This is a genomic window from Rhizobium sp. GCM10022189, from assembly GCF_042656325.1.
In the GTDB taxonomy this organism is placed as follows: Bacteria; Pseudomonadota; Alphaproteobacteria; order Rhizobiales; family Rhizobiaceae; genus Rhizobium.
On sequence record NZ_JBHSOR010000057.1, the window covers coordinates 333,987 to 355,930 of the forward strand.

The window sequence follows — 21,944 nt, forward strand, 5'->3', positions numbered from 1 at the left end:
CCCCGGTTCAGTGATATTCGACATATCTGACAGGGAGCACGGCCATGGCACGGGCGCTCGGGCTTGACTTCGGCACGACCAATACTGTTCTGGCGCTGGCAGACGGCGGCACGCAGACCCATTCCATTTCGCTGACCAGCAGCGCGGGTACGGCCGACAGCATGCGCACCGCGCTCTCCTTCATGAAGGACGCGCAGCTCGGCGCCTCGGCGCTGAAGGTGGAGGCCGGGCACGCGGCGATCCGGCAGTTCATCGACAATCCCGGCGACTGTCGTTTCCTGCAGTCGATCAAGACCTTTGCGGCCAGTGCGCTCTTCCAGGGCACGATCATCTTCGGCAAGCGGCAGAGCTTCGAAGACCTGATGGAAATCTTCATCCGGCGCCTGCGCCACTATGCCGGCGACAACTGGCCCGGCGACGTGACCCGCATCATTGCCGGCCGGCCGGTGCATTTTGCCGGCGCCAACCCGGACGCGGGCCTCGCCGTGCAGCGCTACAACGAGGCGCTGACGCGCTTCGGCTTTCCGGAAATTCACTATGTCTACGAGCCGGTTGCGGCCGCTTTCTACTTCGCGCAGAACCTGAAGTCCGACGCGACGGTGCTTGTCGCCGACTTCGGCGGCGGCACGACCGACTATTCGCTGATCCGCTTCGAGACCAGGGCCGGCAAGCTGACGGCAACGCCGATCGGCCATTCGGGCGTCGGTGTCGCCGGCGACCATTTCGACGCGCGCATGATCGACAATATCGTCGCGCCGCAGATCGGCAAGGGCAGCCATTTCAAGAGTTTCGACAAGATCCTTGAGGTGCCGTCGAACTATTACGCGAGCTTCAGCCGCTGGAACCAGCTGTCGATCTTCAAGACATCGCGAGAATTCGAGGACCTGAAGAAGCTGGTGCGCACGGCGCTGGAGCCGGAGAAGCTGGAAATCTTCGTCGATCTCATCGACCATGACGAGGGCTATCCGCTCTATCAGGCGGTCTCGGCGACGAAGATGGCGCTTTCTTCGGCCGAAGAGGCCTCATTCGATTTCGCCCCGCTCGGCCGCGGCGGCCACCGCACGATCCGGCGCAGCGATTTCGAAAGCTGGATCGTGGACGATCTCGCGCGCATCGAAGGGGCGCTCGACGAGGTGCTGGAAAAGACCGGTACCGAGGCGTCCGGCATCGACAAGGTGTTCCTGACCGGCGGCACGTCCTTCGTGCCGGCGGTGCGGCGCATCTTCACCGAGCGGTTCGACGCGGGCAAGATCGAGAGCGGCGGCGAACTGCTCTCCATCGCGCACGGCCTGGCGCTGATCGGCGAACGCGACGATATCGGCCAGTGGACTGTGCAATAGTGGCCGAAAGGGCGCAGGCCCGCCCCTGCCCGCCCTTTCATTGCCCTGTTCGCTCCGCTAAAGTCCGCCCATGATCTCCGCCAGCGACCTCAACCCGGCCGAACTTGCCGCCCTTCTGCATTTCCATGCGGAAGCGGGCGTGGAATGGCTGCTGGAGGACGAGGCGGTCGACCGGTTCGCCGAATTCGAGGCGATGAAGGCGGCGCGCCGCGCGGCGGCGCCGGCCGCCCAGCCGCAGCCGGAGAGACAGGCACAGCCGGACAGAGGGACGCCTCCCCGCCCAGCGGCGGCGCAGCAGCCGGCAGCCGCCGCGCCCGCCTTGCGCCCGCAGCCGGCGATTCCCGACGGCGAGGCGGTGCAGCAGGCGCGCTTTGCGGCGGAAAGCGCCCGCTCGCTTGCCGAACTCAGGACGGCGCTCGAAGCCTTCAACGGCTGCAACCTGAAACACAGCGTCCGCTCGACCATCTTCGCCAGCGGCGACCCGGCAAGCGGCATCATGGTGATCGGCCCGGCGCCCAGCGCCGACGACGAGCGCGAGGGGATCGCCTTTGCCGGACGGCAGGGGCAACTGCTGGACAAGATGCTGGCCGCAATCGGCCTGCAGCGCTCAGCCATTCTCCTGACGCAGATCATTCCCTGGCGCCCGCCTGGCAACCGCATGCCGTCCGCCGCCGAGACGGAAATCTGCCGCCCCTTCATCGAGCGGCAGATCGCGCTTGCCGAACCGCGCGCCATCCTGCTGCTCGGCAATTACACGGCCCGCTTCTTCTTCGGCGAAAACGACACGATTCACGGGCTTCGCGGCCGCTGGAAGGAAATCGCTGTCGCAGAACAGGTCATTCCGGCCATCGCCAGCCTGCACCCGCAGGACCTGTTAACCGCGCCCATAAACAAGCGGCTCGCCTGGAACGACCTGCTGGCCTTCCAGGCTAGACTTAGAGACATGTCTCTGCTTACAAATTAGCCAAGTTTGAAAATATTATGAATTTTCCCATGCACCATACGCATGGCTGCATCCTGCAAGGGTGCATTGAAGAATCGATGCTGCACTGCAATATAGAAGGCGTGTCTTGGGAGGAATGAACAGGAACCAAGGCCATGAGCAAGCGTTTTCGTCCTATCCATTGCGGATTTGAAACCCTGCGCCAAGCAAGCGATCAGGTTCGCACCACCCAGGGCTACAGCCGATTCGGCTTTGCCACGAACGAACAGATGATCGCCCGCGGTACCGGCATCAGCAGCCGCACGGCGCGCCCGGCGGCGATCTTTGCCGATTTCCAGGAATATTGACGATTCCGGAGTGACGGTCCCGGCAGGCGGTTCGCCTGCCTTTCGGCATTTTCAGGCGTATCGAGCGATGTCCACCCTGCTGATTTCCCTTCTGTGCAACATCGAGGCTTTCGAGCATATCCGCGCCGCCGTCTGTGCTGCGCGCGACTATCGCCGCGAGCTTTGCGATGCTGCGGACGGGAGCGCGGCCTCAGCCATCCCCCTCTAATCAGCCGCCCGAACTTTCGAACCGCGCCTTTGCCCATTCGAAGGCTTCGTCGACATAGGCGAACTTGACCGCCTGCCAGCCGACATATTCATCCAGGAAATTGCGCGACAGCCACAGCTGCGACTTCTTCGGCTCGTCGTACCAGCCGACGCAGCCGCGCTGGGCGGCCTTGGCGAGCAGCCGCTGGAGATGGGTGCGCGACATCATGAAATCGCCCGCCAGCGCGCGGGTTTCCATCTTGCCGACCGACAGCCGTGCCGGGTCGCTGCCTTCGAGATCGAGCCGGGATATGAAATGATCGACGACGAGGCCGCCGGCTTCCGTCCAAAGGAACAGCGCCACCTGCTCCGGCGGCTCGCGCCAGTTGTCGTCCTCCAAACAGCGGTAGGCGACGCGCGGCTGGATGCTGCGGAAGAGCAGCGGGTTCTCCCGCAGGTAGGCCGCCCGGTTGCCGCCGTCGAGGAGATCGAGTGCGCCGAGATTGCCGTGCAGCCAGCCGAACATGGCCTGATGGCTGACCTCGGCCGGCTCGAAATGGCGCGGGCGGCGGCGCTCGTCGCCGGGCGTGTGGGCGATGAAGCGATAGGTGAAGAGCTCTTCGATGAAGGCCAGCACCGTATTGCGGCTGGCGACCTTGTGGGCGGTGATCTTGCCGGTCAGCCGCACCGCGGTGAAACCCGAGGTCGCGTCCTGGGGATCATATTCCAGATGCAGCGCATAGGCCGTCTGCGTCAGCAGCCAGCGCTGGTGCGAGGCCAGCAGCCGCGCCAGCCGCGGGCCGGCATCGAACATGCCGCGCATCTGCCCGGCCAGAAAACGAATGCTCACAACAAAAGACGGGTTCTGGGCCAGCTGTTCTGCCGTGAACGCCATAATGCTTTTTCCTCAACCCTCGCTCGCAAGCCAGCGTTCGGAGCAGCGATACCGAAACTCCCCCGGCATCTATGGCCTATCGAATATGCACGGCTTTGAATAAATGAAAGTAATTCACTTTCATAACCATATTTTTGGCAAAAGCGATATCCCAAGATTTCGCCATCCCATTTTCTTCTGGGGATGAGCGGCGGATTTTTTTCAATCAGGACGGTTAGAAATTCGACCTGCGGCAGAGCTTCGGCGGCTTATGATTGCGGCGTGCCGGCTTTTCGCGCCTCGCGACGCTCAAGGCCGAGCTGGTGCTCGCGATAGATGATGAAGATGCCGGCGGCAATGACGATGACGGTGCCGAAAAGCATCGTGTTGCTGGGAACGTCGTCGAAGACATAATAGGCGACGATGCCGCCAAGCAGGATCGAGCTGTATTCGAAGGGCGCGATGGTGGACACGTCGGCGTGGCGGTAGCTTTCGGTGAGCAGGATCTGCGCCACGCCGCCGCAGAAACCGGCGGCGATCAGGAAAAGCGCCGAGGACCAGTCGAGCAGCAGCCAGCCGAAGGGCACGGTCGCCAGCGAGAAGACGGAAGCGGTGATCGAGAAATAGAGCACGATCGTCGCCGTCTTCTCCTCCTCGACAAGGCGGCGCACCTGGATCATCGCCATGCCGCCGAGCACGGCCGAGAGCAGCACGCAGAGCGCGCCGACCGCCTGTTCGGCCGCCATGCCGCCTTCGCGGAACAGGGTCAGCTTCGGCCAGGAGATGATGGCAACGCCGATAATGCCGAAACAGACGGCGCTCCAGCGGTAGACGCGCACCGTCTCGCCGAGGAAGACCGCGGCGAAGATGACGGCGACGAGCGGGGTGGCGTAACCGAGCGCGATCGCCTCCGGCAGCGGCAGGTGCAGAAGCCCGTAGAAGCCGAGCCCCATCGAGACGATGCCGAGCGTGCCGCGCTTCAGATGGCCGACCGGATTGGCGGTATAGAAGGCGGAGCGCAGCTGCTGGCGGTAGCCGAGATAGGCCATGATCGGAAACAGTGCGAAGAAGGAGCGGCAGAACGTCACCTGCCCCGGCGGGATATCCGATCCGGCCAGCTTGATGAAGGTCTGCATGGCCAGGAAGACCACGACCGACGAGACTTTCAGCGCAATGCCTCTCATCGGGTTTCTGAGAACCGATTCCATGATCCAGGCTCTTATGCGGGCATGACGAGCGGGGAGACGCGTTCGACTCGAACGCAGCGGGCGATGTTTTTATCGTAACCGAAGAAATGCGCCGGCGGGAAAAAATCTGCGCGCGCCGGGGGCCATGTGCCCGCCCGCACAGACAAGGGACGCCCCGGCTCATGGAATCCGTGCCGCGGGCTTTGCGAAAAACGGCCGCGATTTTCGCGCCGATGCTGTGGGCCGCAAGTATTTTTCCCGTTTTAATCTGCCGCTTTTCTGTGCAACCGCGTGTTCCGATAAAAAAACTTCGCGTTTTACGCTCATTCCCCCGAAAATGTTCGCATTCGGACCCATCGCGTTAACCGGTTGCAAACCATGCCGACGCATCGTTCCGAGTTAATTAATCATACAAAAGAATCGCATCCGTTCCGCAGTCCGTCGCGTCAGATTATTTCAGGATCTTATTGATGAAGCCGCTCAGCGCAGAGATCATTACCCAATCGCAGAACGCAACGCCCCGCTCGATGCGGGTCGTGACCGACGGCATCAGCACGGACCTGGAGCGGTTCAGCACCGACAACACCAGCATCGTCAAGCAGATCAAGCTGCTTGCCATCAACGCGCTGATCGAGGCGGCCCGCGCCGGCGAAACCGGCAAGGGCTTTGCCGTCGTCGCCAACGAGGTGCAGCGGCTGGCCCAGATCGCCACCGACATTACCAGCAAGTTCGAAAGCAACGTGCTCGGCCGCATCGGCCTCAGCCGCGCGATGGCCGATTCGCTCGTCACCGAGATGGAGGGCGTGCGGCTGACCGATCTTGCCCAGACGCTGGTGCAGCTCATCGTGCGCAACCTGTTCGAACGCACCGCCGACGTGCGCTGGTGGGCGACGGATGCGGCGCTGTGGCAGGCGCTGCAGGAGCCGGAGAAGGACCGGATCGCCTTTGCGGCCGAACGGCTCGGCGTCATCAACCGCTTCTACACGGTCTATCTCGATCTCGTCATGACCGATCTTTCCGGCCGGGTGATCGCATCGGCCAACCCGAATTTCCAGCGCAAGATTTCCGGCGCCTCGCTGGCCGGCGATCCCTGGTTCCGGGCCGCGGCCGGCTGCGCTTCCGGCGACGACTATATTGTCGACGAAGTCAAACCCAGCCTTCTGCACGACCAGCGCCACGCGCTGGTCTATGCGACCGGCATCCGCCAGGGCGGCAAGGTGGACGGCAAGCTCATCGGCACGCTCGGCGTCTATTTCGACTGGCAGAACCAGGGCCAGGCGATCGTCGAGAAGGAGGCGAACCTGCCGCCGCAGCTGGCGGAAAAGACCACCGTCATGCTGCTCGACGGCGCAAGCCGGGTGATCGCCTGCACCAATCCGGCCATGCTCTTTACCCATTTCGCGCTTGCCAATCCCGCCGGCCAGGCCAAGGGCAGCTATTACGACAATAGCGGCTCGATCGTCGCTTTCGCCCGCACGCTCGGCTACGAGGATTATGACGGGCTCGGCTGGTACGGCGTCGTGGTGCAGCAGACCGAAAGCGATGCTGCGATCAAGAACGCCCTCAATCTCAAATAGCAATCTTCCCGCCTGCGCTGCGGCGCCGGCAATAGGGCGACAATAAATTGGCTGTGAACTTCGCGTTCGCGGCCAATTTGCTTTAACTTTAGTTCAGACTTTAATGTAATTATGGCGGCCAGATTTCAGCAGAGCGCGCCCGCCTCTGTATTCGGCCATTGTCTAATAAAGGTCTTCAGGCAACATGCGAACAGATACCGGCCAGGTCATCAATCTGGCAGATTACCGCCCAACCGATTTTGTGCTGGAACGCGTCGACCTGACCTTTGAACTGGACCCGACGGAAACGAAGGTGGAAGCCCGGTTGATCTTCCACCGCCGCGAAGGCGCCGACACAGCCGCCCCGCTCGTCCTCGACGGCGACGAACTCACCCTTTCCGGCCTTCTCTTCGACCAGACCGAAATGGCGCCGGAACGCTATACGGCGACGGCCGAAAGCCTCACGATCCGCGACCTGCCGGAAACCGCGCCCTTCGAAATCACCGTCACCACGCTCATCAACCCCGAGGCCAATACGCAGCTGATGGGCCTTTACCGCACCGGCGGCATCTATTGCACGCAGTGCGAGGCCGAAGGCTTCCGCCGCATCACCTATTTCCCCGACCGGCCGGACGTGCTGGCGCCCTTTACGGTCAACATCATCGCCGACAAGGACGCCAACCCGCTGCTTCTGTCGAACGGCAATTTCCTCGGCGGCGCGGGCTACGGCCCCGGCAAGCATTTCGCCGCCTGGTTCGACCCGCATCCGAAGCCGAGCTATCTCTTCGCGCTGGTGGCCGGCGATCTCGGCGTCGTCGAAGACACGTTCACCACCATGTCCGGCCGCGAGGTCACGCTGAAAATCTATGTCGAGCACGGCAAGGAGCCGCGCGCGGCCTATGCGATGGACGCGCTGAAACGCTCGATGAAGTGGGACGAGGAGGTGTTCGGGCGCGAATACGATCTCGACATCTTCATGATCGTCGCCGTCTCCGATTTCAACATGGGGGCCATGGAGAACAAGGGCCTCAACATCTTCAACGACAAATACGTGCTTGCCGATCCCGAAACGGCGACCGATGCCGACTACGCCAATATCGAGGCGATCATCGCGCATGAATATTTCCACAACTGGACCGGCAACCGCATCACCTGCCGCGACTGGTTCCAGCTCTGCCTCAAGGAAGGGCTGACGGTCTATCGCGACCACGAATTCTCCTCCGACCAGCGCTCGCGCCCGGTCAAGCGCATTGCCGAAGTGCGCCACCTGAAATCCGAGCAGTTCCCGGAAGACGGCGGCCCGCTCGCCCATCCGGTGCGCCCGACCAAATATCGCGAGATCAACAATTTCTACACGACCACGGTCTACGAGAAGGGCAGCGAAGTCACGCGCATGATCGCGACCCTGCTCGGGCGCGAGACCTTCAAGAAGGGCATGGACCTCTATTTCGACCGCCATGACGGGCAGGCCGTCACGATCGAGGATTTCGTCAAGTGCTTCGAGGATGCGAGCGGGCGCGACCTCACCCAGTTCTCGCTCTGGTACCATCAGGCCGGCACGCCGCTCGTCACCGCCTCCGGCAGCTATGACGCAGCGGCCAAGACCTTCAGCCTGTCGCTGGAACAGATGATCCCCGCCACGCCCGGCCAGCCGAACAAGGAACCGATGCATATTCCGCTCAGCCTCGCGCTCTTTGCCGAGGACGGGGCGAAGATCGAGCCCGCCTCCGTCGACGGCGCCGAATATGCCGGCGAGGTGCTGCACCTGACGGCGCGCACGCAGACGGCCGTCTTCCACGGCATCGCCTCGCGCCCGGTCGTGTCGATCAACCGCAGCTTCTCGGCACCGATCAACCTGCATTTCGACCAGAGCCCGGCCGACCTGGCGCTGCTTGCCCGCCACGAGACGGACCATTTCGCCCGCTGGCAGGCGCTGACCGATCTGGCGCTGCCGAACCTGCTGAAAGCGGCGCGCGACGCCCGCGAGGGCGGCGCCATCGCCTGCGAGCAGACCTTCGTCGATACGCTGGTCGCGGCCGCCGCCGACGAAAGCCTCGAACCGGCCTTCCGCGCCCAGGCGCTGGCCTTGCCGAGCGAATCCGACATTGCCCGCGAACTCGGCAGCAATATCGATCCCGACGCCGTCCATGCCGGCCGCCAGGCGATCACCAGGCAGATTGCCGAGGCCGGCAAGAAGACCTTCGCCGCGCTCTACGACGCAATGGTCACACCGGGCGACTTCAGCCCGGATGCGAAGAGCGCCGGCCGCCGGGCGCTGCGCAACGCGGCGCTGACCTACCTTTCCCATGCCGAGGGCACGCCGGCGCGCGCCAAGGCCGCCTTCGACGGCGCCAACAACATGACCGATCTCAGCCATGCGCTGACGATCCTCGCCCATCGATTCCCCGACAGCGCGGAAGCGAAGGCGGCACTCGAAACCTTCCGCGGCCGGTTCGCCGAAAACGCGCTCGTCGTCGACAAGTGGTTCGCCATCCAGGCCGGCATTCCGGGAGCCGGCGCGCTCGACCGCGTCAAGGCGCTGATGGAAAACCCGCTGTTCAAACACACCAACCCGAACCGGGTGCGCTCGCTGATCGGCACTTTCGCCTTCGGCAACCCGACCGGCTTCGGCCGCGCCGACGGCGAAGGCTACCGCTTCCTCGCCAGCCAGATCCTCGACATCGACCAGCGCAACCCGCAGCTTGCCGCGCGCCTGCTGACCTCGATGCGTTCCTGGCGCGCGCTGGAATCGGTGCGTGCCGACCACGCACGCTCGGCCCTTGTCGAAATCGAGCGGGCGGCCAACCTTTCGACCGACGTTCGCGACATCGTCGAGCGCACGCTCAAGGGGTGATTTGCCGCCGGTGATTTGCCGCCCGGCTGTTCCCAGACTGCGGGACGGCCGGGGGCGGCGCCGGCGAATCCCTTTGAAAAACCAGCAATCACAAATGGTTAACAAATTTTTACCATCAGCTCTGGACAAGGCGAATCACGCATGATTCCATACGTGTAATTCGAGCGAGCGGCGCGCGAATCACACGAGGGACAAGGTTCAGGCATGATGGACGTGCGGCGGGCAACCGCGGCCGAAGGGCGGCTGCGTGTCGATTTTGGCGGGCTCAAAGCCTGGCGCGACAGCCTGTCCGGTCAGGCTGCGAAGGCGCCCGAGCCCTTGCTGCGCCATCTGCCCAAGGCAGAGCTTCTCTTGAAGCGGACGATCCCGGTTCTCATCGTCGCCTTCCTTGCCGTCGTGGCGGCCTCGCATTTCTTCGGCATGGTCAGCGAATATGGCCGCATGGAAGCCTCGGCCCGCCATGCGACGGCGCTTTCGGCGGCGACGGCTGCCGCCGTCTTTGCCGATGCGAGCGATCTCTTCGACGGCGGCAATGCGGCGGAAGCGCAGGCGCGGCTTGCGAAATTCCTGCCGCAGGACCGGCTGGAAAACGGCGCCTTCGTGCTCCTGGTGCAGGCGAGCGGCAAGGTGTTTGCGGCGACGGCGGCGGGTGCGGCCTATGTCGGCGCCGACGTCTCTGCCCTCTTCCCGGAAATCTCGGCGATCCGCCGCTTCGGCGACCGCACGGACGTGATCGAAACGAGCATCGGCGGCGAGCTGCACTATGCCGAAATCTCGCTGATGGGCACGGCCGGCGGCTATATCGTTTCGGCCACCTCGCTCAACGAGATCAACCGCCTGTGGCGCGAGGAGCTGACGCTCAACGTCACGCTGTTTGCCGGCATTTCCTCGATCCTGCTCGTCATCCTCTATGCCTATTACATGCAGGTGAAGCGGGCGCGCGATGCCGACGACATCTTCCTGGAATCCAATCTCAGGGTCGAGACGGCGCTGTCGCGCGGGCGCTGCGGCCTCTGGGATTTCGATTTCCACAGCCGCGAATTCTTCTGGTCGCGCTCGATGTACGACATGCTCGGCCTTGCCGGTTCCGACAAGACGATGAGCTTTGCCGACGCGGCCCGCCTGATGCATCCGGAAGACAACGGGCTGCACGAGATCGCCCGCGCCATCGCCAAGGGCGATTCCGGGCAGGTCGACCAGATCTTCCGCATGCGCCACGCGGCCGGCCACTATGTCTGGATGCGCGCCCGCGCCCAGGTGATCCGCAGCCATTCCGGCCGCGTGCACATGATCGGCATCGCCATGGACGTGACCGAGCAGCATCGGCTCGCCCAGCGCTACGCGGAAGCCGACCAGCGTCTGGCCGACGCCATCGAATGCACGTCCGAAGCCTTCGTGCTGTGGGACAAGAACGACCGGCTGGTCATGTGCAACGCCCATTTCCAGCAGGCCTACGGGCTGCCCGACAGCGTGCTGGTGCCCGGCACCGAACGCTCGGTCGTGCATGCGGCCGCGGCCCGACCGGTCATCGAGCGGCGCATCGCCGATGCCGACGGCTCCGGCTATTCGCGCACGACCGAAGTGCAGCTTGCCGACGAGCGCTGGCTGCAGATCAACGAGCGGCGCACCCGCGACGGCGGCCGCGTCTCCGTCGGCACAGACATCACGCCTTTGAAGCGGCATCAGGAGCGGTTGCGCGAATCCGAGCGTCGCCTGATGGCGACGATCAACGATCTCTCCGCCTCGCGCCAGACGCTGGAAACGCAGAAGGCGGAGCTGTCGACCGCCAATTCCAACTATCTCTTGGAGAAGGAACGCGCCGAAGCCGCCAACAAGGCGAAATCGGAATTCCTGGCCAACATGTCGCACGAGCTGCGCACGCCGCTCAACGCCATTCTCGGATTCTCGGAAATCCTGCTGAACCAGATGTTCGGCCCGCTCGGCTCGGCCAAATACAACGAATATGCGCGCGACATCCACGACAGCGGCAAGCATCTCTTGAACGTCATCAACGACATTCTCGACATGTCGAAGATCGAGGCGGGCCACATGCCGCTGTCGCGCGAGCGCATCGACCTTGCGCCGCTGATCGAGGAGAGCCTGCGGTTCACCGCCATTCCGGCGGCCGAGAAGAACATCGTGATCGAGCAGCGCATCTCCTCGGGCATGACGCTGATGGCCGACCGCCGCGCCATGAAACAGGTGCTCCTGAACCTGCTGTCCAATGCCGTGAAATTCACGAACGAAGGCGGGCGCATCGCCGTGCGCACCCGCCGCGTCGCCGACGGCGTGACGGTGACGATCGCCGATACCGGCATCGGCATCCCGCGCGGGGCGCTGACCAAGATCGGCCAGCCCTTCGAGCAGGTGCAGAGCCAATATGCCAAGAGCAAGGGCGGCTCCGGCCTCGGCCTTGCCATTTCCCGCTCGCTGACGGCCCTGCACGGCGGCAGCATGAAGATCCGCTCGCGCGAGAGCGTGGGCACCGTGATCTCGCTGCGGATTCCCGACCACGGCTGAGGCAGGCAACATCTTTTGTTCCGACGCAATTCCGGACGCAAAACCGCTTCACACTTTTGCTGGAATTGCTCTATGCCTTCACCACCGTCTGGAAGACCTTGCGGACGGCTTTGGACAGCCGCTTCACCTCGCCCTCCAGGGTCTTGATATCCGGGCAGTCCCCCGCGCGGCAGACGAGTTCGGTCAGGCCGGCCGGCGCGTCCTTCGGATCGAAGAGGCCGTCGATGCACAGGCGGATGAGCTGCGAAAGCTCCGTATAGAGCGTGAAAGCCTCCAGGCAGGTATCGAGGTCGGCAGGGCTCATCAGCCTGTCGCCGAGCGCTTTCAGGGCTGCGCCCGTGGCAAGGCCGTTGACGCCGCTGTCGACGCCCTTTGCCGGCGCGATCAGCGCGAGATACTGGGCGATGAACTCGATATCGATGACGCCGCCGGCAATGAGCTTCAGGTCCCAGCCGTTGTCGGGCGCCTTTTCCTTCTCGATCAGCTCGCGCATTTCGGCGACGTCATGGGCCACCTTGGCGATATCGCGCTTCTTCGAGAGCACGTCGGCAATGATGTTTTCGGCCTCGCCGATCAGGCTTTTGTCACCGCAGACCAGCCGGGCGCGGGAGAGCGCCATATGCTCCCAGGTCCAGGCCTCCTCGCGCTGGTATTTGCCGAAGGCGTTGATGCGGGTGGCGACCGGTCCCTTGTTGCCGGAGGGACGCAGGCGCATGTCGACGTCGTAGAGTATGCCCTCGGCGGTGGGGGCGGAGAAGGCGGCGATCAGGCGCTGGGTGATGCGGGTGAAATAACGCGTCGCATCGAGCGGCCTGGCGCCGTCGGATTCGGCCGATGCGTCGTCGTAGTCGTAGAGCAGGATGAGGTCGATATCCGAGCCTGCCGTCAGTTCGAAACTGCCGAGCTTGCCCATGCCGGCAATGGCGATGCGCCCGCCGGGATAGTTACCGTGGGCCGCGCGGATCTCGGTCAGAACCGCGTCGAGGGCGGCTTCGATGATGAGATCGGCAAGATGGGTGAAGGCGCGCGCGGCCATGTCGCCGTTGATGGCGCCGGTCAGCAGGCGGATGCCGATCAGGAAGCGCTGTTCGGCGGCGAAGATGCGCAGCCGGTCCAGCAGCTCCTCATAATGCCTGGCCTGCAGCAGCGAGGCTTTCAGCCGCTCGCCGAGATAGGCGCGGGTCGGCAGCTCGGCCATCAGGCCGGGGTCGAGCATGCCGTCGAAGACATGCGGGCGGGCGGCGATCACTTCGGCAAGCTTCGGCGCCGAGGACATGATGTTGACGATGAGCGAGAGCAGCGCCGGATTGCTGCCGAGCAGCGAGAAGAGCTGGATGCCGGACGGCAGGCCGGAGAGGAAACTGTCGAAGCGCAGCAGCGCCTCGTCGGCCCGCTTGCTCTCGCCGAAGACGCGCAGAAGCTCCGGTATCAGCTCGGTCAGCCGTTCGCGCGCCTCGACCGACTGGGTGGCGCGGTAGCGGCCGTAATGCCAGGTGCGGATGATGCGGGAAATATCCGAGGGCCGCTCGAAGCCGAGTTTCTTCAGCGTCTCCAGCGTATCGGGATCGTCGCCCTGGCCGGTGAAGACGAGATTGCCCGAGCCGACGGAAAGCTTGGTTTCCTGCTCGAAGAGATCGGCATAGTGCCGCTCGACCTTGCGCAGAACCTCGACCAGCCGCTCGGAAAAACTCGGCGTATCGGTAAAACCCGACAGGAAGGCAATGCGCTTCAGTTCCAGGTCGGTCTCCGGCAGGAGATGGGTCTGTTCGTCGCGCACCATCTGGATGCGGTGCTCGACATCGCGCAGGAACCAGTAGGCCTCGGTCAGCTCGTCGCGGGTTTCAGCGTCGATCCATTTGGCCTTGGCAAGCTCGGTCAGCGTCTCCTCGGTGACGCGCGAGCGCAGCGCCGGCATGCGCCCGCCGGCAATCAGCTGCTGGGTCTGCACGAAGAATTCGATCTCGCGGATGCCGCCGCGCCCGAGCTTGACGTTATGGCCCTTGACGGCGATGGCGCCGTGGCCCTTGTGGGCGTGGATCTGCCGCTTGATGGAATGAATGTCGGCAATGGCCGCGTAATCGAGATATTTGCGGAAGACGAAGGGAACGAGGCCGCGCAGGAACTGTTCGCCGGCGGCGAGATCGCCGGCGACGGGACGGGCCTTGATGAAGGCCGCCCGTTCCCAGTTCTGCCCCCTGCCCTCGTAATAGATCATGGCGGCATCGACGGGGATGGCGAGCGGCGTCGAGCCGGGGTCCGGCCGCAGCCGGAGATCGGTGCGGAAGACGTAACCGTCGGCCGTGCGCTCCTGCAGGATACGCACCAGCCGCCGCATCATGCGCGGGAATATCTCGATCGCGTCGTCGGGATCGGGCACGATGCCGGCCTCCTCGTCGAAGAAGACGACGAGGTCGATATCAGAGGAATAGTTGAGCTCGCAGGCGCCGAGCTTGCCCATGCCGAGCACGATCAGGCCGGAACCTTCGCTGGGGGCGGCGGCATTCTTCAGTTTCAGCTTGCCGCTCTCATGCGTCGCAAGCAGCAGGTGGTCGATGGCGGCCTTGACCGACGCCTCGGCAAGCGCGCTCAGCCAGGCGGTCGTCGCGCGGCCGTCGAAGATGCGGGCGAGATCGGCAAGGGCGACCAGGAAGGCCACCCGGCGCTTGACGATGCGCAGCCTGCTCATCACCTGGCTTTCGCCCGGCACGTTTCCGTCGCTGTCCGGTTTCCAGCAGTCGCGCGCCTCGGCAATCAGCGCCTCGATCTGCGGCTCCAGCGGATCGCTGATAGCCGACGCCAGGATGGCCGGATCGAGACTGGCGATTTCGCGCAGGTAGGGAGAGAGTGTGAGGACCGCGGCGACGAAATCGCGAAGCGGCCCTTCGGCCTTCAGCATGCCGGCGACGGCGGGCTCGCTCCTGCCGATATCCTGCAGGTCGGCGAGCGCCGATTTCAGTTCCGTCTGGTTCAGCGGGCGCAGAAGCCCTTCCGCAACATCCTTCAGGCCGTGCTTCGATCTGGTCAGCATCTGCTCTCCCTGCCATGCCGCATTGCGACAGTAAACTAGGGCCTCAAGGCAAAAGCGCCAATATGAAAATCATCAGGAAAATCAGGCCGCCCGTGCAGGGAATACCATGCTGACGGTGAGGCCGGGGCGTTCGGCATGGCCGGGCTCGGTGTCGGAAAGCTCCAGCGTGCCGCCATGCAGTTCCATGATCGCTTCCACCAGCGAGAGGCCGAGGCCGGTGCCCGGCTTCGAGCGGCTTTCGTCCAGGCGCACGAAACGCTTCAGCACGTCCTCGCGCCGGTCGGCCGGCACGCCGGGGCCGTGATCGGCGACGGAAAGGCAGATGCCGTCGGGGCGGCGGGCGAGCCTGACCGAGACGGAGCCCGCCCCTTCGGCATCGGCGGAATATTTGATGGCATTGTCGAGCAGGTTGAAGATCGCCTGGCCGATCAACTCGCGATTGCCCTGGATCTCGATGCCGGGCTCGATCTCCGAAGTCAGCGCCATGCCGGCCTCGTCGGCGACGGGCTCGTAGAGTTCGGCGCTGTCGGCGACGATGGCCGACAGTTCGATCGGCGACATTTCGGCGGCGACGGAACCGGCTTCCACGCGCGAGATCATCAGCAGCGCGTTGAAGGTGCGGATCAGCTGGTCGGATTCGGAAATGATGCCTTCCAGCGCGCTGCGCCGCACCTCGCCGTCCTCGATATCGAGCGCATCGGCGGCCTTGTTGCGCAGGCGCGTCAGCGGCGTCTTCAGGTCGTGGGCGATATTGTCGGAGACCTGGCGCAAACCTTCGTTCAGCTTTTCGATGCGTTCCAGCATGTTGTTCAGCGAGACGGAAAGACGGTCGAACTCGTCGCCCGAGCCGCCGACCGGCAGGCGCTGCGAGAGATCGCCGGCCATGATCTTCTTGCCGGCATCCGACATGCGATCGATGCGTTTCAGCGCGTTGCGGCCGATGCCGAACCAGATGATGATGGCGCCGAGGCCCATGATGGCGAGCGCGATCATGAGCGCCTGGCGCACCAGCACGCGGAAACGCTCGGGCTCGCCGAGGTCGCGGCCGATCAGCACCCGCAGGCCGTTGTCGAGGACGAAGATGTTGGCGATCGCCATATGCCGCACGACGCCGCTATCGGTGTAGCGCTGATACATGAAGGGCACCGAGGTCCAGCCCTGCTCCTCGAAAACGCCGGGCTGCACGGAGGCGACGTTGCCGGCAAGGATATCGCCCGAAGGGCCGGCGATGAGATAGAGATTGGCGCCCGGCTGGCGGGCGCGGCGTTCCATCGTGCGCAGCAGCAGGTTCATGCCGCCGGCATCGTAGGCGCGCTGGACCTGCGTGACTTCCTGGGCGACGGCATCGCGGATCTGGCCGGAGAGCAGCCGTTCGGACATCGCCGTCACGTAGAAGACGAGCGTGGCGGCGCAGATGGCGAAAAGCAGGATATAGAGGGCCGAAAGGCGGACTGCGGTGGATTTGAAGAGAACCCAGAAACGGCTCATCCCTCATCCTTGATCATGTAACCCGCGCCGCGGATCGTCTTCAGCAGCGGCTGACTGAAGTCCTTCTCGATCTTGGAGCGCAGGCGCGAGACATGCACGTCGATGACATTGGTCTGCGGATCGAAATGGTAATCCCAGACGTTTTCCAGCAGCATGGTGCGGGTGACGACCTGGCCGGCATTCTTCATCAGATATTCCAGCAGGCGGAATTCGCGCGGCTGCAGCGGGATTTCCTTGCCGCCGCGGCGCACCTCGTGCGAGAGGCGGTCGAGTTCGAGATCGCCGACGCGGTAGATCACGTCCTGGTCCGGCGTGCCCTTGCGGCGGCCGAGCACTTCGACGCGGGCGAGCAGCTCGCTGAAGGCATAGGGCTTGGGCAGGTAATCGTCGCCGCCGGCGCGCAGGCCCGTCACGCGGTCGTCGACCTGGCCGAGGGCGGAAAGGATGAGGACGGGCGTGTGGATGGCCTTGCGGCGCAGCTCGCTGATGACGGAAAGACCGTCGCGGCGCGGCAGCATGCGGTCGATGACGATGACGTCATAGGTATTTTCCGAGCCCATGAAGAGACCGCTTTCGCCGTCGCTCGCATGGTCGGCGACGATGCCCGCCTCGCGAAAGGCTTTCGTGAGATAGACCGCCGCTTCCAGATCGTCTTCGATGATGAGAATCTTCATGCGGCCGACATTACCCGCCGGCTGCGTTTCGGCAAGGCTCAAAGCGTCTTCCTGGTGTGCGGAGGTCATTGCAGGCGTCCTTCGAAGGTGAAGAATTCAGCAGGCTTGCGGAATTGAGCCGCGCGGGTCCTGCCCGCGCGGCTCCTGCCTTTTTTCAGGCGAAGGCTCAGCCCTGGCCGTTGATCGGCAGGGCGACGAAGCGGCTGCCGTCCTTGGACTGGATCTGGAACAGCGCGCGGGTGCGGCCGTCCTTCTTGGCCTGGTTGATGACGCGCACGACATCGTCGGCGCTGGAGACTTCCTGGTTGTTGACCGAGGTGATCGTCTCGCCTTCCTTGATGCCCTTGTCGGCGGCATCCGAATTCGGATCGATGGCGGTGATGGCAAGGCCCTTGCCGTCTTCAGCCGGGCCGACCGTCAGGCCGAGATCGGCCAGCGCCTTTTCGGAAGCCGGCGGCTGGGCCTGATCCTGCTGGTCGCCGTCGTCGCCGGCGGAAGCCTGCTGGTCGGCCGGCAGCGTGCCGAGTTCGACGGTCACGGACTGGGCCTTGCCGGAGCGCCATACGGAAAGCTCGACCTTGCTGCCCGGCGCCATGGCGCCGATGCGGCGGCTGAGGTCGCGGGCATCCTTGACCGGCTCGCCGTTGACGGCGGTAACGACGTCACCGGCCTTCATGCCGGCCTTCTGGCCGGGCGTGCCATCCTGGGCGGAGACGACGAGCGCGCCATTGGCTTCGGAGAGGCCGAGCGAATCGGCGATATCCTTGGTGACGGGCTGGATCTGCACGCCGAGATAACCGCGCGAAACCGTACCGTCCTTCATCAGGTCGGCCACGACATCCTTGGCGGTGGAAGCAGGGATCGCGAAGGCGATGCCGACGCTGCCGCCCGACGGCGAGAAGATCGCGGTGTTGATGCCGACGACCTGGCCGTTGAGGTTGAAGGTCGGGCCGCCCGAGTTGCCGCGGTTCACGGCTGCGTCGACCTGCAGGTAATCGTCATAGGGGCCGGAGCCGATATCGCGGCCGCGGGCCGAGACGATGCCGGCCGTGACCGTGCCGCCGAGGCCGAAGGGGTTGCCGACGGCGACAACCCAGTCGCCGACGCGGACCTTGTTGTCGTCGGCCCAGTTGACATAGGTGAACTTGCGGCCCTTGCCGTCGACCTTCAGGACGGCAAGATCGGTGCGCGGGTCCTTGCCGATCAGCTTGGCGTCAAGCTCGGTGCCGTCGTTCAGCACGGCCACGAAGGCCGAACCGTCGGACACGACGTGGTTGTTGGTGACGATATAGCCGTCCTCGGTGATGAAGAAGCCCGAGCCCTGGGCGACCGGACGCAGGCGGCCGGGACCGCCCGGCTGGCCGAAGCGGCGCTGCTGGTTCTGGCCCTGGTGGCCCTGTTCGCCGAACTGGCGGAAGAAGGGTTTCAGCGCATCCGGCAGGTCGTCAAAGCCGCGGCCGTTGAAATCGAAGGAGAAACCGTCGCCATCGTCGGAGGCCGGCTTGACGCGGCTTTCGACGCGCACGGAAACGACGGCCGGGGAAACGGCGTCGACGACATTGGCGAAGCTCGGAACCGAGGGGGACTGGACATTGACGGCTTCGGCGTAAGAACGGGAGATCTCGACAGGGATGCCGGTTGCGAGTACGGCGGCTGCCAGACCGGCAACGGTGGATGCCTGAAGCACCGTTTTGAGGGACGGACGTCCGCGGAAATTTTTCAGCATAAGAGCACCTTCTCTTCTTGTTCAGACCTTCGTTCCGGCGGTGCCGGATCAGTGATGACCGAGATATAGGACGCCGCACCTTACTGCGAACTGTCCAGCCCATGAAAAATTCGTAATGTGCGAATAATCTTTGAGCACTCGCCACATGGGCGAGGCCGGCAGGCCGCGCCTTATTTAACCGATCGGTTGACAGACGGGTTTACAGCCTGTATTTAACCATCGAGTTACATACGAGGCCGACCATGGAAACCGACAGGCTGAGCGCCGCCCTTGCTGCCCTTGCAGACCCCACGCGCCGGGCGATCATCGCGCGGCTGGCCGAAGGCGAGGCCTCGGTCAACGAGCTGGCCGCCCCTTTCGAAATGAGCCTTCCGGCCGTTTCGAAACATCTGAAGGTGCTGGAAAAGGCCGGCCTCATCAGCCGGGGCAAGGAAGCCCAGTGGCGGCCGGCGAGGCTCGAACCGCTGGCGATGAAGAGCATTGCCGACTGGCTGGAGCAATACCGGCGCTTCTGGGAATCGAGCTTCGACCGGCTGGACGGCTATCTGCAGAACATCCAGAGGGCCGACGACAGCGGCCCGCGCAACTGAGCGTCAGCATCGGACCGGAAAGCGTGACGCGGTTTTCGGAACATCCGATGCCGGAAGAGACCGACCACGCAAATTCAACCGGACAGGGGGAGAAACATGGCCGATCAGCTGTCGCGCCCCACATTGCATATGCAACGGATTTTCGATGCGCCGCGCGCGCTTCTATGGGCGGCCTGGACGCGGCCGGAGATGGTCGTCGCCTGGCTCGGCCCGGTGGAATGGCCGGCGGTCAGCGTCGTGCAGGACCTGCGTGTCGGCGGCGCCTATCGCGCCTGCCTGAAGAATGCCGAGGACGGCCGGCTGCTGTGGCAGAGCGGCGTCTACAGGGAGATCGAGGAGCCCGCGCGCCTTTCCTTCACCTTCCAGTGGGAGGGATCGCACGAGGATGGCGAACCGGTCGTAACCCTCGTGACCGTTCTCTTCGAGGAACTGGCCGACGGGCGCACGCGGATGGATTTCACCCATGCGGAGCTGAAATCCGAGGAGAGCCTTGCCGGGCACAGATACGGCTGGGAGAGCACGTTCGGCAGGCTGGAAAGCTGGATTGCACGTCAGGCACAACAAAGGGAGTGAGGATCATGAAACTGGTGACGAATCTCGTTTTCAAGGGCGAATGCCGGCAGGCTTTCGAATTCTACGCCAAGGTGCTCGGCGGCAAGCTGACGGGCATGCACACATTCGCCGAGGCGCCCGGCGACATGCCGATCGATCCGTCCTTCAAGGACAAGATCATGCATGCCTGGCTCGATGTCGGCGACCAGTCGCTGATGGGCTGCGACGCGCCTCCCGGATACCAGGAGGACATGGGCGGCTTCAGCGCCACCTATCACAGCCAGGATGCGGCGGAAACGAAACGCGTCTTCGAGGCGCTGTCGGAAGGCGGCAAGGTGACGATGCCCTTCAACGCCACCTTCTGGTCGCCGGGTTTCGGCATGTTCACCGACCGTTTCGGCACGCCCTGGATGGTCAACACGATCCCGGCGGGCCAGCCATGACGGGCGGCGCCATGATCTGGACCGGCCGAGTCCTGACCGGGCTTTTCGCGCTCTTCATGCTCGGCGCGTCGATCGCCCCCAAGCTGCTTGGCCTGCCGGTCGCCGAGGAAACGATGACCGCGCTCGGCTGGCCGAACGGCTATGTGCTGATGATCGGCCTGATCGAGCTTGCCTGCCTCGTGCTCTACCTCATCCCGCAGACGAGCGTTTTCGGCGCGGTGCTGATGATGGGGCTGCTCGGCGGGGCGATGGCAACGCAGATCCGGGCGGGAAGCCCGCTCTTCAGCCATATATTGTTCAGCATCTATCTCGGGCTGTTCATGTGGGGCGGGCTGTGGCTGCGCGATCCGGCAGTCCGGGCGCTGTTTCCCTATCGCAAGGCCTGAGCATCGGCCGTTCCGCCGTGAATGCGGCGGAACGGTTTCTATTTCTCCAGAAGCTCGGCAAGCCGTGCCTGCTCTTCGTCGGTGAGCTTGCTGCCGGTCGGCTTGCCGGCTCTCTTTCGGGCAAAGACGATGAGGGAGACGCCGCCGGCAAGGATCAGCAGCACGGGCGCGCCCCAGAGCAGCAGCGTGCGCAGGCTGACGCGCGGCTTCAGGAGCACGAACTCGCCGTAGCGCGAGACGATATAGTCCAGCACCTCCTCGTCCGTATCGCCGTCGGTGATGCGCTCGCGCACGAGAAGGCGCAGGTCTCTCGCGAGATCGGCATTGGAATCGTCGATCGACTGGTTCTGGCAGACCATGCAGCGCAGCTCCGCCGACAGCGCCCGTGCCCGGGCTTCAAGGGCCGGGTCGGCAAGCACCTCGTCCGGGTTGACGGCGAAGGCGGACATTGGGGCGAAAAGGACGAACAGGATGATGAGGAGCCGGGAGAGACGGCGCGACATTTGGAGGAAGCGCCTCATTCCGCCGGCTCCATTGTCGGTGCTGCGGCCCTCATCTTCGCCTTCCGGCTCGGGGCGCCGACCCGCAGGCGCCGGTCGCTGAGCGAGACGAAGCCGCCGAGGGCCATGACCAGCGCTCCGCCCCAGATGCACAGGATGAACGGCTTCCACCAGATGCGCACGACGATGCCGCCGTCATGGGTGGCGTCGCCGAGCGAGACATAGAGCTGGCTGAGGCCGAAGGTCAGGATGCCGGCTTCCGTCGTCGGCATCTGCCTTGCGGTATAGAGCCGCTTGGCCGACCAGGTATCGGCGACTTGCGCGCCGCCGCGGCGGATCGAGAAATGGCCGCGGTCTTCCGTATAGTTCGGGCCGGTCGCCGGCTGCATGCCGTCGAAGACGATGCCGTAGCCGCCGGCCTCCGCCGACTGGCCGGGCTTCATCTCGATCACATGCTCGGTCGCAAACGTGGTGACAGTGACGATGCCAAGCACGGTGATGCCGAGCCCGGCATGGGCAAGCGCCGTGCCGAAGGCCGAGCGCGGCAGGCCGGAGAGCCGCCGCCAGGCGATATCGGCCTTCACCTTGCCGATGCCGGCGCGGTACCAGAGATCGGCAACGGCACCCAGGATCAGGAACAGGCCGGCGGCAAGGCCGAGCACGGCCATGACCGGGCCGCCATGTTCGAGATAGAAGAAGACGAGCGCGGCGGCAAAGGCGAGAGCGGCCACGACATAGAGCCGCTGCAGG

General features: G+C 64.3%; 19 protein-coding genes. 11 read left to right on the forward strand and 8 right to left on the reverse strand.

Annotated features, from left to right (window positions below):
* Positions 1-44: 44 nt before the first annotated feature.
* From ACFPWW_RS28925 to ACFPWW_RS28940, 4 genes are all read left to right on the forward strand, one after another.
* The gene (locus ACFPWW_RS28925) at positions 45-1,340 is read left to right on the forward strand and encodes an Hsp70 family protein (protein ID WP_377314602.1); all 1,296 of its coding nucleotides are present in this window, start codon (positions 45-47) and stop codon (positions 1,338-1,340) included.
* 70 nt (positions 1,341-1,410) lie between these two features.
* A complete protein-coding gene (locus ACFPWW_RS28930; protein WP_377314604.1) occupies positions 1,411-2,304 on the forward strand; it encodes a uracil-DNA glycosylase in 894 nt (297 codons plus the stop codon).
* A 134-nt stretch (positions 2,305-2,438) separates the two neighbouring features.
* Positions 2,439-2,630 carry a hypothetical protein gene (locus ACFPWW_RS28935; protein WP_112573440.1) on the forward strand — a complete coding sequence of 64 codons (192 nt, stop codon included), beginning with the start codon at positions 2,439-2,441 and terminating at the stop codon, positions 2,628-2,630.
* Between the two features lie 67 nt (positions 2,631-2,697).
* Positions 2,698-2,838: a hypothetical protein gene (locus tag ACFPWW_RS28940; RefSeq protein ID WP_377314606.1), complete on the forward strand. Its 141-nt coding sequence runs from the start codon at positions 2,698-2,700 to the stop codon at positions 2,836-2,838.
* On the opposite strand, the gene ACFPWW_RS28945 is transcribed toward ACFPWW_RS28940, so the two are convergent.
* Together ACFPWW_RS28945 and ACFPWW_RS28950 are read right to left on the reverse strand one after the other, a co-directional pair.
* On the reverse strand, positions 2,839-3,711 hold the full coding sequence (locus ACFPWW_RS28945) for a hypothetical protein (RefSeq protein WP_112754274.1): 873 nt from the start codon (positions 3,709-3,711) through the stop codon (positions 2,839-2,841). It abuts the gene before it with no gap.
* Between the two features lie 248 nt (positions 3,712-3,959).
* Positions 3,960-4,898, reverse strand: coding sequence for a DMT family transporter (locus tag ACFPWW_RS28950; RefSeq protein ID WP_112573444.1), 939 nt, complete (start codon positions 4,896-4,898; stop codon positions 3,960-3,962).
* Positions 4,899-5,347: 449 nt separating this feature from the next.
* Here ACFPWW_RS28950 and ACFPWW_RS28955 point away from each other — a divergent pair, with 449 nt between their 5' ends.
* From ACFPWW_RS28955 to ACFPWW_RS28965, 3 genes are all read left to right on the forward strand, one after another.
* Complete coding sequence (locus ACFPWW_RS28955; protein WP_377314609.1) at positions 5,348-6,454, forward strand: methyl-accepting chemotaxis protein; 1,107 nt, start codon at positions 5,348-5,350, stop codon at positions 6,452-6,454.
* A gap of 184 nt (positions 6,455-6,638) precedes the next feature.
* Positions 6,639-9,287: an aminopeptidase N gene (pepN, locus tag ACFPWW_RS28960; protein ID WP_377314611.1), complete on the forward strand. Its 2,649-nt coding sequence runs from the start codon at positions 6,639-6,641 to the stop codon at positions 9,285-9,287.
* 204 nt (positions 9,288-9,491) lie between these two features.
* A complete protein-coding gene (locus ACFPWW_RS28965) occupies positions 9,492-11,807 on the forward strand; it encodes a PAS domain-containing sensor histidine kinase (RefSeq protein WP_377314613.1) in 2,316 nt (771 codons plus the stop codon).
* A 70-nt stretch (positions 11,808-11,877) separates the two neighbouring features.
* Here the strand turns inward: ACFPWW_RS28965 and ACFPWW_RS28970 are convergent, their stop codons facing one another.
* The 4 genes from ACFPWW_RS28970 to ACFPWW_RS28985 all read right to left on the reverse strand — a co-directional run bounded on the left by ACFPWW_RS28970 (position 11,878) and on the right by ACFPWW_RS28985 (position 18,723).
* Entirely contained in the window at positions 11,878-14,835 is a 2,958-nt protein-coding gene (locus tag ACFPWW_RS28970; RefSeq protein ID WP_377314615.1) for a bifunctional [glutamine synthetase] adenylyltransferase/[glutamine synthetase]-adenylyl-L-tyrosine phosphorylase, read from the reverse strand.
* Between the two features lie 81 nt (positions 14,836-14,916).
* On the reverse strand, positions 14,917-16,323 hold the full coding sequence (locus ACFPWW_RS28975) for a HAMP domain-containing sensor histidine kinase (RefSeq protein ID WP_113412480.1): 1,407 nt from the start codon (positions 16,321-16,323) through the stop codon (positions 14,917-14,919).
* On the reverse strand, positions 16,320-17,066 hold the full coding sequence (locus tag ACFPWW_RS28980; RefSeq protein WP_112573457.1) for a response regulator transcription factor: 747 nt from the start codon (positions 17,064-17,066) through the stop codon (positions 16,320-16,322). The genes ACFPWW_RS28975 and ACFPWW_RS28980 overlap by 4 nt, the downstream gene beginning before the upstream one ends.
* A 97-nt stretch (positions 17,067-17,163) precedes the next feature.
* Positions 17,164-18,723, reverse strand: a complete 1,560-nt coding sequence (locus ACFPWW_RS28985; RefSeq protein ID WP_112573459.1) for a Do family serine endopeptidase — start codon at positions 18,721-18,723, stop codon at positions 17,164-17,166.
* Positions 18,724-18,965: 242 nt separating this feature from the next.
* On the opposite strand from ACFPWW_RS28985, the gene ACFPWW_RS28990 reads away from it, so the two are divergent.
* The 4 genes from ACFPWW_RS28990 (at position 18,966) to ACFPWW_RS29005 (ending at position 20,694) form a co-directional block, all read left to right on the forward strand.
* Positions 18,966-19,313, forward strand: a complete 348-nt coding sequence (locus ACFPWW_RS28990) for an ArsR/SmtB family transcription factor (RefSeq protein ID WP_112706325.1) — start codon at positions 18,966-18,968, stop codon at positions 19,311-19,313.
* 96 nt (positions 19,314-19,409) lie between these two features.
* Positions 19,410-19,886, forward strand: a complete 477-nt coding sequence (locus tag ACFPWW_RS28995; RefSeq protein WP_112706324.1) for an SRPBCC family protein — start codon at positions 19,410-19,412, stop codon at positions 19,884-19,886.
* A 5-nt stretch (positions 19,887-19,891) separates the two neighbouring features.
* Positions 19,892-20,308: a VOC family protein gene (locus tag ACFPWW_RS29000; RefSeq protein ID WP_112573465.1), complete on the forward strand. Its 417-nt coding sequence runs from the start codon at positions 19,892-19,894 to the stop codon at positions 20,306-20,308.
* The gene (locus tag ACFPWW_RS29005) at positions 20,305-20,694 is read left to right on the forward strand and encodes a DoxX family protein (protein ID WP_112573467.1); all 390 of its coding nucleotides are present in this window, start codon (positions 20,305-20,307) and stop codon (positions 20,692-20,694) included. The genes ACFPWW_RS29000 and ACFPWW_RS29005 overlap by 4 nt, the downstream gene beginning before the upstream one ends.
* 38 nt (positions 20,695-20,732) lie before the next feature.
* Here ACFPWW_RS29005 and ACFPWW_RS29010 read toward each other — a convergent pair whose 3' ends face one another.
* Together ACFPWW_RS29010 and ACFPWW_RS29015 are read right to left on the reverse strand one after the other, a co-directional pair.
* Complete coding sequence (locus ACFPWW_RS29010; protein ID WP_377314620.1) at positions 20,733-21,215, reverse strand: cytochrome c-type biogenesis protein; 483 nt, start codon at positions 21,213-21,215, stop codon at positions 20,733-20,735.
* Positions 21,212-21,944 (reverse strand): cytochrome c-type biogenesis CcmF C-terminal domain-containing protein (locus ACFPWW_RS29015; RefSeq protein WP_377314622.1); only part of this gene is annotated, 733 nt, incomplete at its 5' end. The genes ACFPWW_RS29010 and ACFPWW_RS29015, both read right to left, overlap by 4 nt.

What these genes read in the sequence shown, in the direction of transcription:
- ACFPWW_RS28985 (WP_112573459.1), bottom strand. Translation starts at nt 18,723, where the DNA reads ATGCTGAAAAATTTCCGCGGACGTCCGTCCCTCAAAACGGTGCTTCAG.
- ACFPWW_RS28975 (WP_113412480.1), bottom strand. Translation starts at nt 16,323, where the DNA reads ATGAGCCGTTTCTGGGTTCTCTTCAAATCCACCGCAGTCCGCCTTTCG.
- ACFPWW_RS28945 (WP_112754274.1), bottom strand. Translation starts at nt 3,711, where the DNA reads ATGGCGTTCACGGCAGAACAGCTGGCCCAGAACCCGTCTTTTGTTGTG.
- ACFPWW_RS28930 (WP_377314604.1), top strand. Translation starts at nt 1,411, where the DNA reads ATGATCTCCGCCAGCGACCTCAACCCGGCCGAACTTGCCGCCCTTCTG.
- pepN (WP_377314611.1), top strand. Translation starts at nt 6,639, where the DNA reads ATGCGAACAGATACCGGCCAGGTCATCAATCTGGCAGATTACCGCCCA.
- ACFPWW_RS28950 (WP_112573444.1), bottom strand. Translation starts at nt 4,898, where the DNA reads ATGGAATCGGTTCTCAGAAACCCGATGAGAGGCATTGCGCTGAAAGTC.
- ACFPWW_RS29000 (WP_112573465.1), top strand. Translation starts at nt 19,892, where the DNA reads ATGAAACTGGTGACGAATCTCGTTTTCAAGGGCGAATGCCGGCAGGCT.
- ACFPWW_RS29005 (WP_112573467.1), top strand. Translation starts at nt 20,305, where the DNA reads ATGACGGGCGGCGCCATGATCTGGACCGGCCGAGTCCTGACCGGGCTT.
- ACFPWW_RS28980 (WP_112573457.1), bottom strand. Translation starts at nt 17,066, where the DNA reads ATGACCTCCGCACACCAGGAAGACGCTTTGAGCCTTGCCGAAACGCAG.
- ACFPWW_RS28955 (WP_377314609.1), top strand. Translation starts at nt 5,348, where the DNA reads ATGAAGCCGCTCAGCGCAGAGATCATTACCCAATCGCAGAACGCAACG.
- ACFPWW_RS28995 (WP_112706324.1), top strand. Translation starts at nt 19,410, where the DNA reads ATGGCCGATCAGCTGTCGCGCCCCACATTGCATATGCAACGGATTTTC.
- ACFPWW_RS29010 (WP_377314620.1), bottom strand. Translation starts at nt 21,215, where the DNA reads ATGAGGCGCTTCCTCCAAATGTCGCGCCGTCTCTCCCGGCTCCTCATC.
- ACFPWW_RS28970 (WP_377314615.1), bottom strand. Translation starts at nt 14,835, where the DNA reads ATGCTGACCAGATCGAAGCACGGCCTGAAGGATGTTGCGGAAGGGCTT.
- ACFPWW_RS28965 (WP_377314613.1), top strand. Translation starts at nt 9,492, where the DNA reads ATGATGGACGTGCGGCGGGCAACCGCGGCCGAAGGGCGGCTGCGTGTC.
- ACFPWW_RS28935 (WP_112573440.1), top strand. Translation starts at nt 2,439, where the DNA reads ATGAGCAAGCGTTTTCGTCCTATCCATTGCGGATTTGAAACCCTGCGC.
- ACFPWW_RS28925 (WP_377314602.1), top strand. Translation starts at nt 45, where the DNA reads ATGGCACGGGCGCTCGGGCTTGACTTCGGCACGACCAATACTGTTCTG.
- ACFPWW_RS28940 (WP_377314606.1), top strand. Translation starts at nt 2,698, where the DNA reads ATGTCCACCCTGCTGATTTCCCTTCTGTGCAACATCGAGGCTTTCGAG.
- ACFPWW_RS28990 (WP_112706325.1), top strand. Translation starts at nt 18,966, where the DNA reads ATGGAAACCGACAGGCTGAGCGCCGCCCTTGCTGCCCTTGCAGACCCC.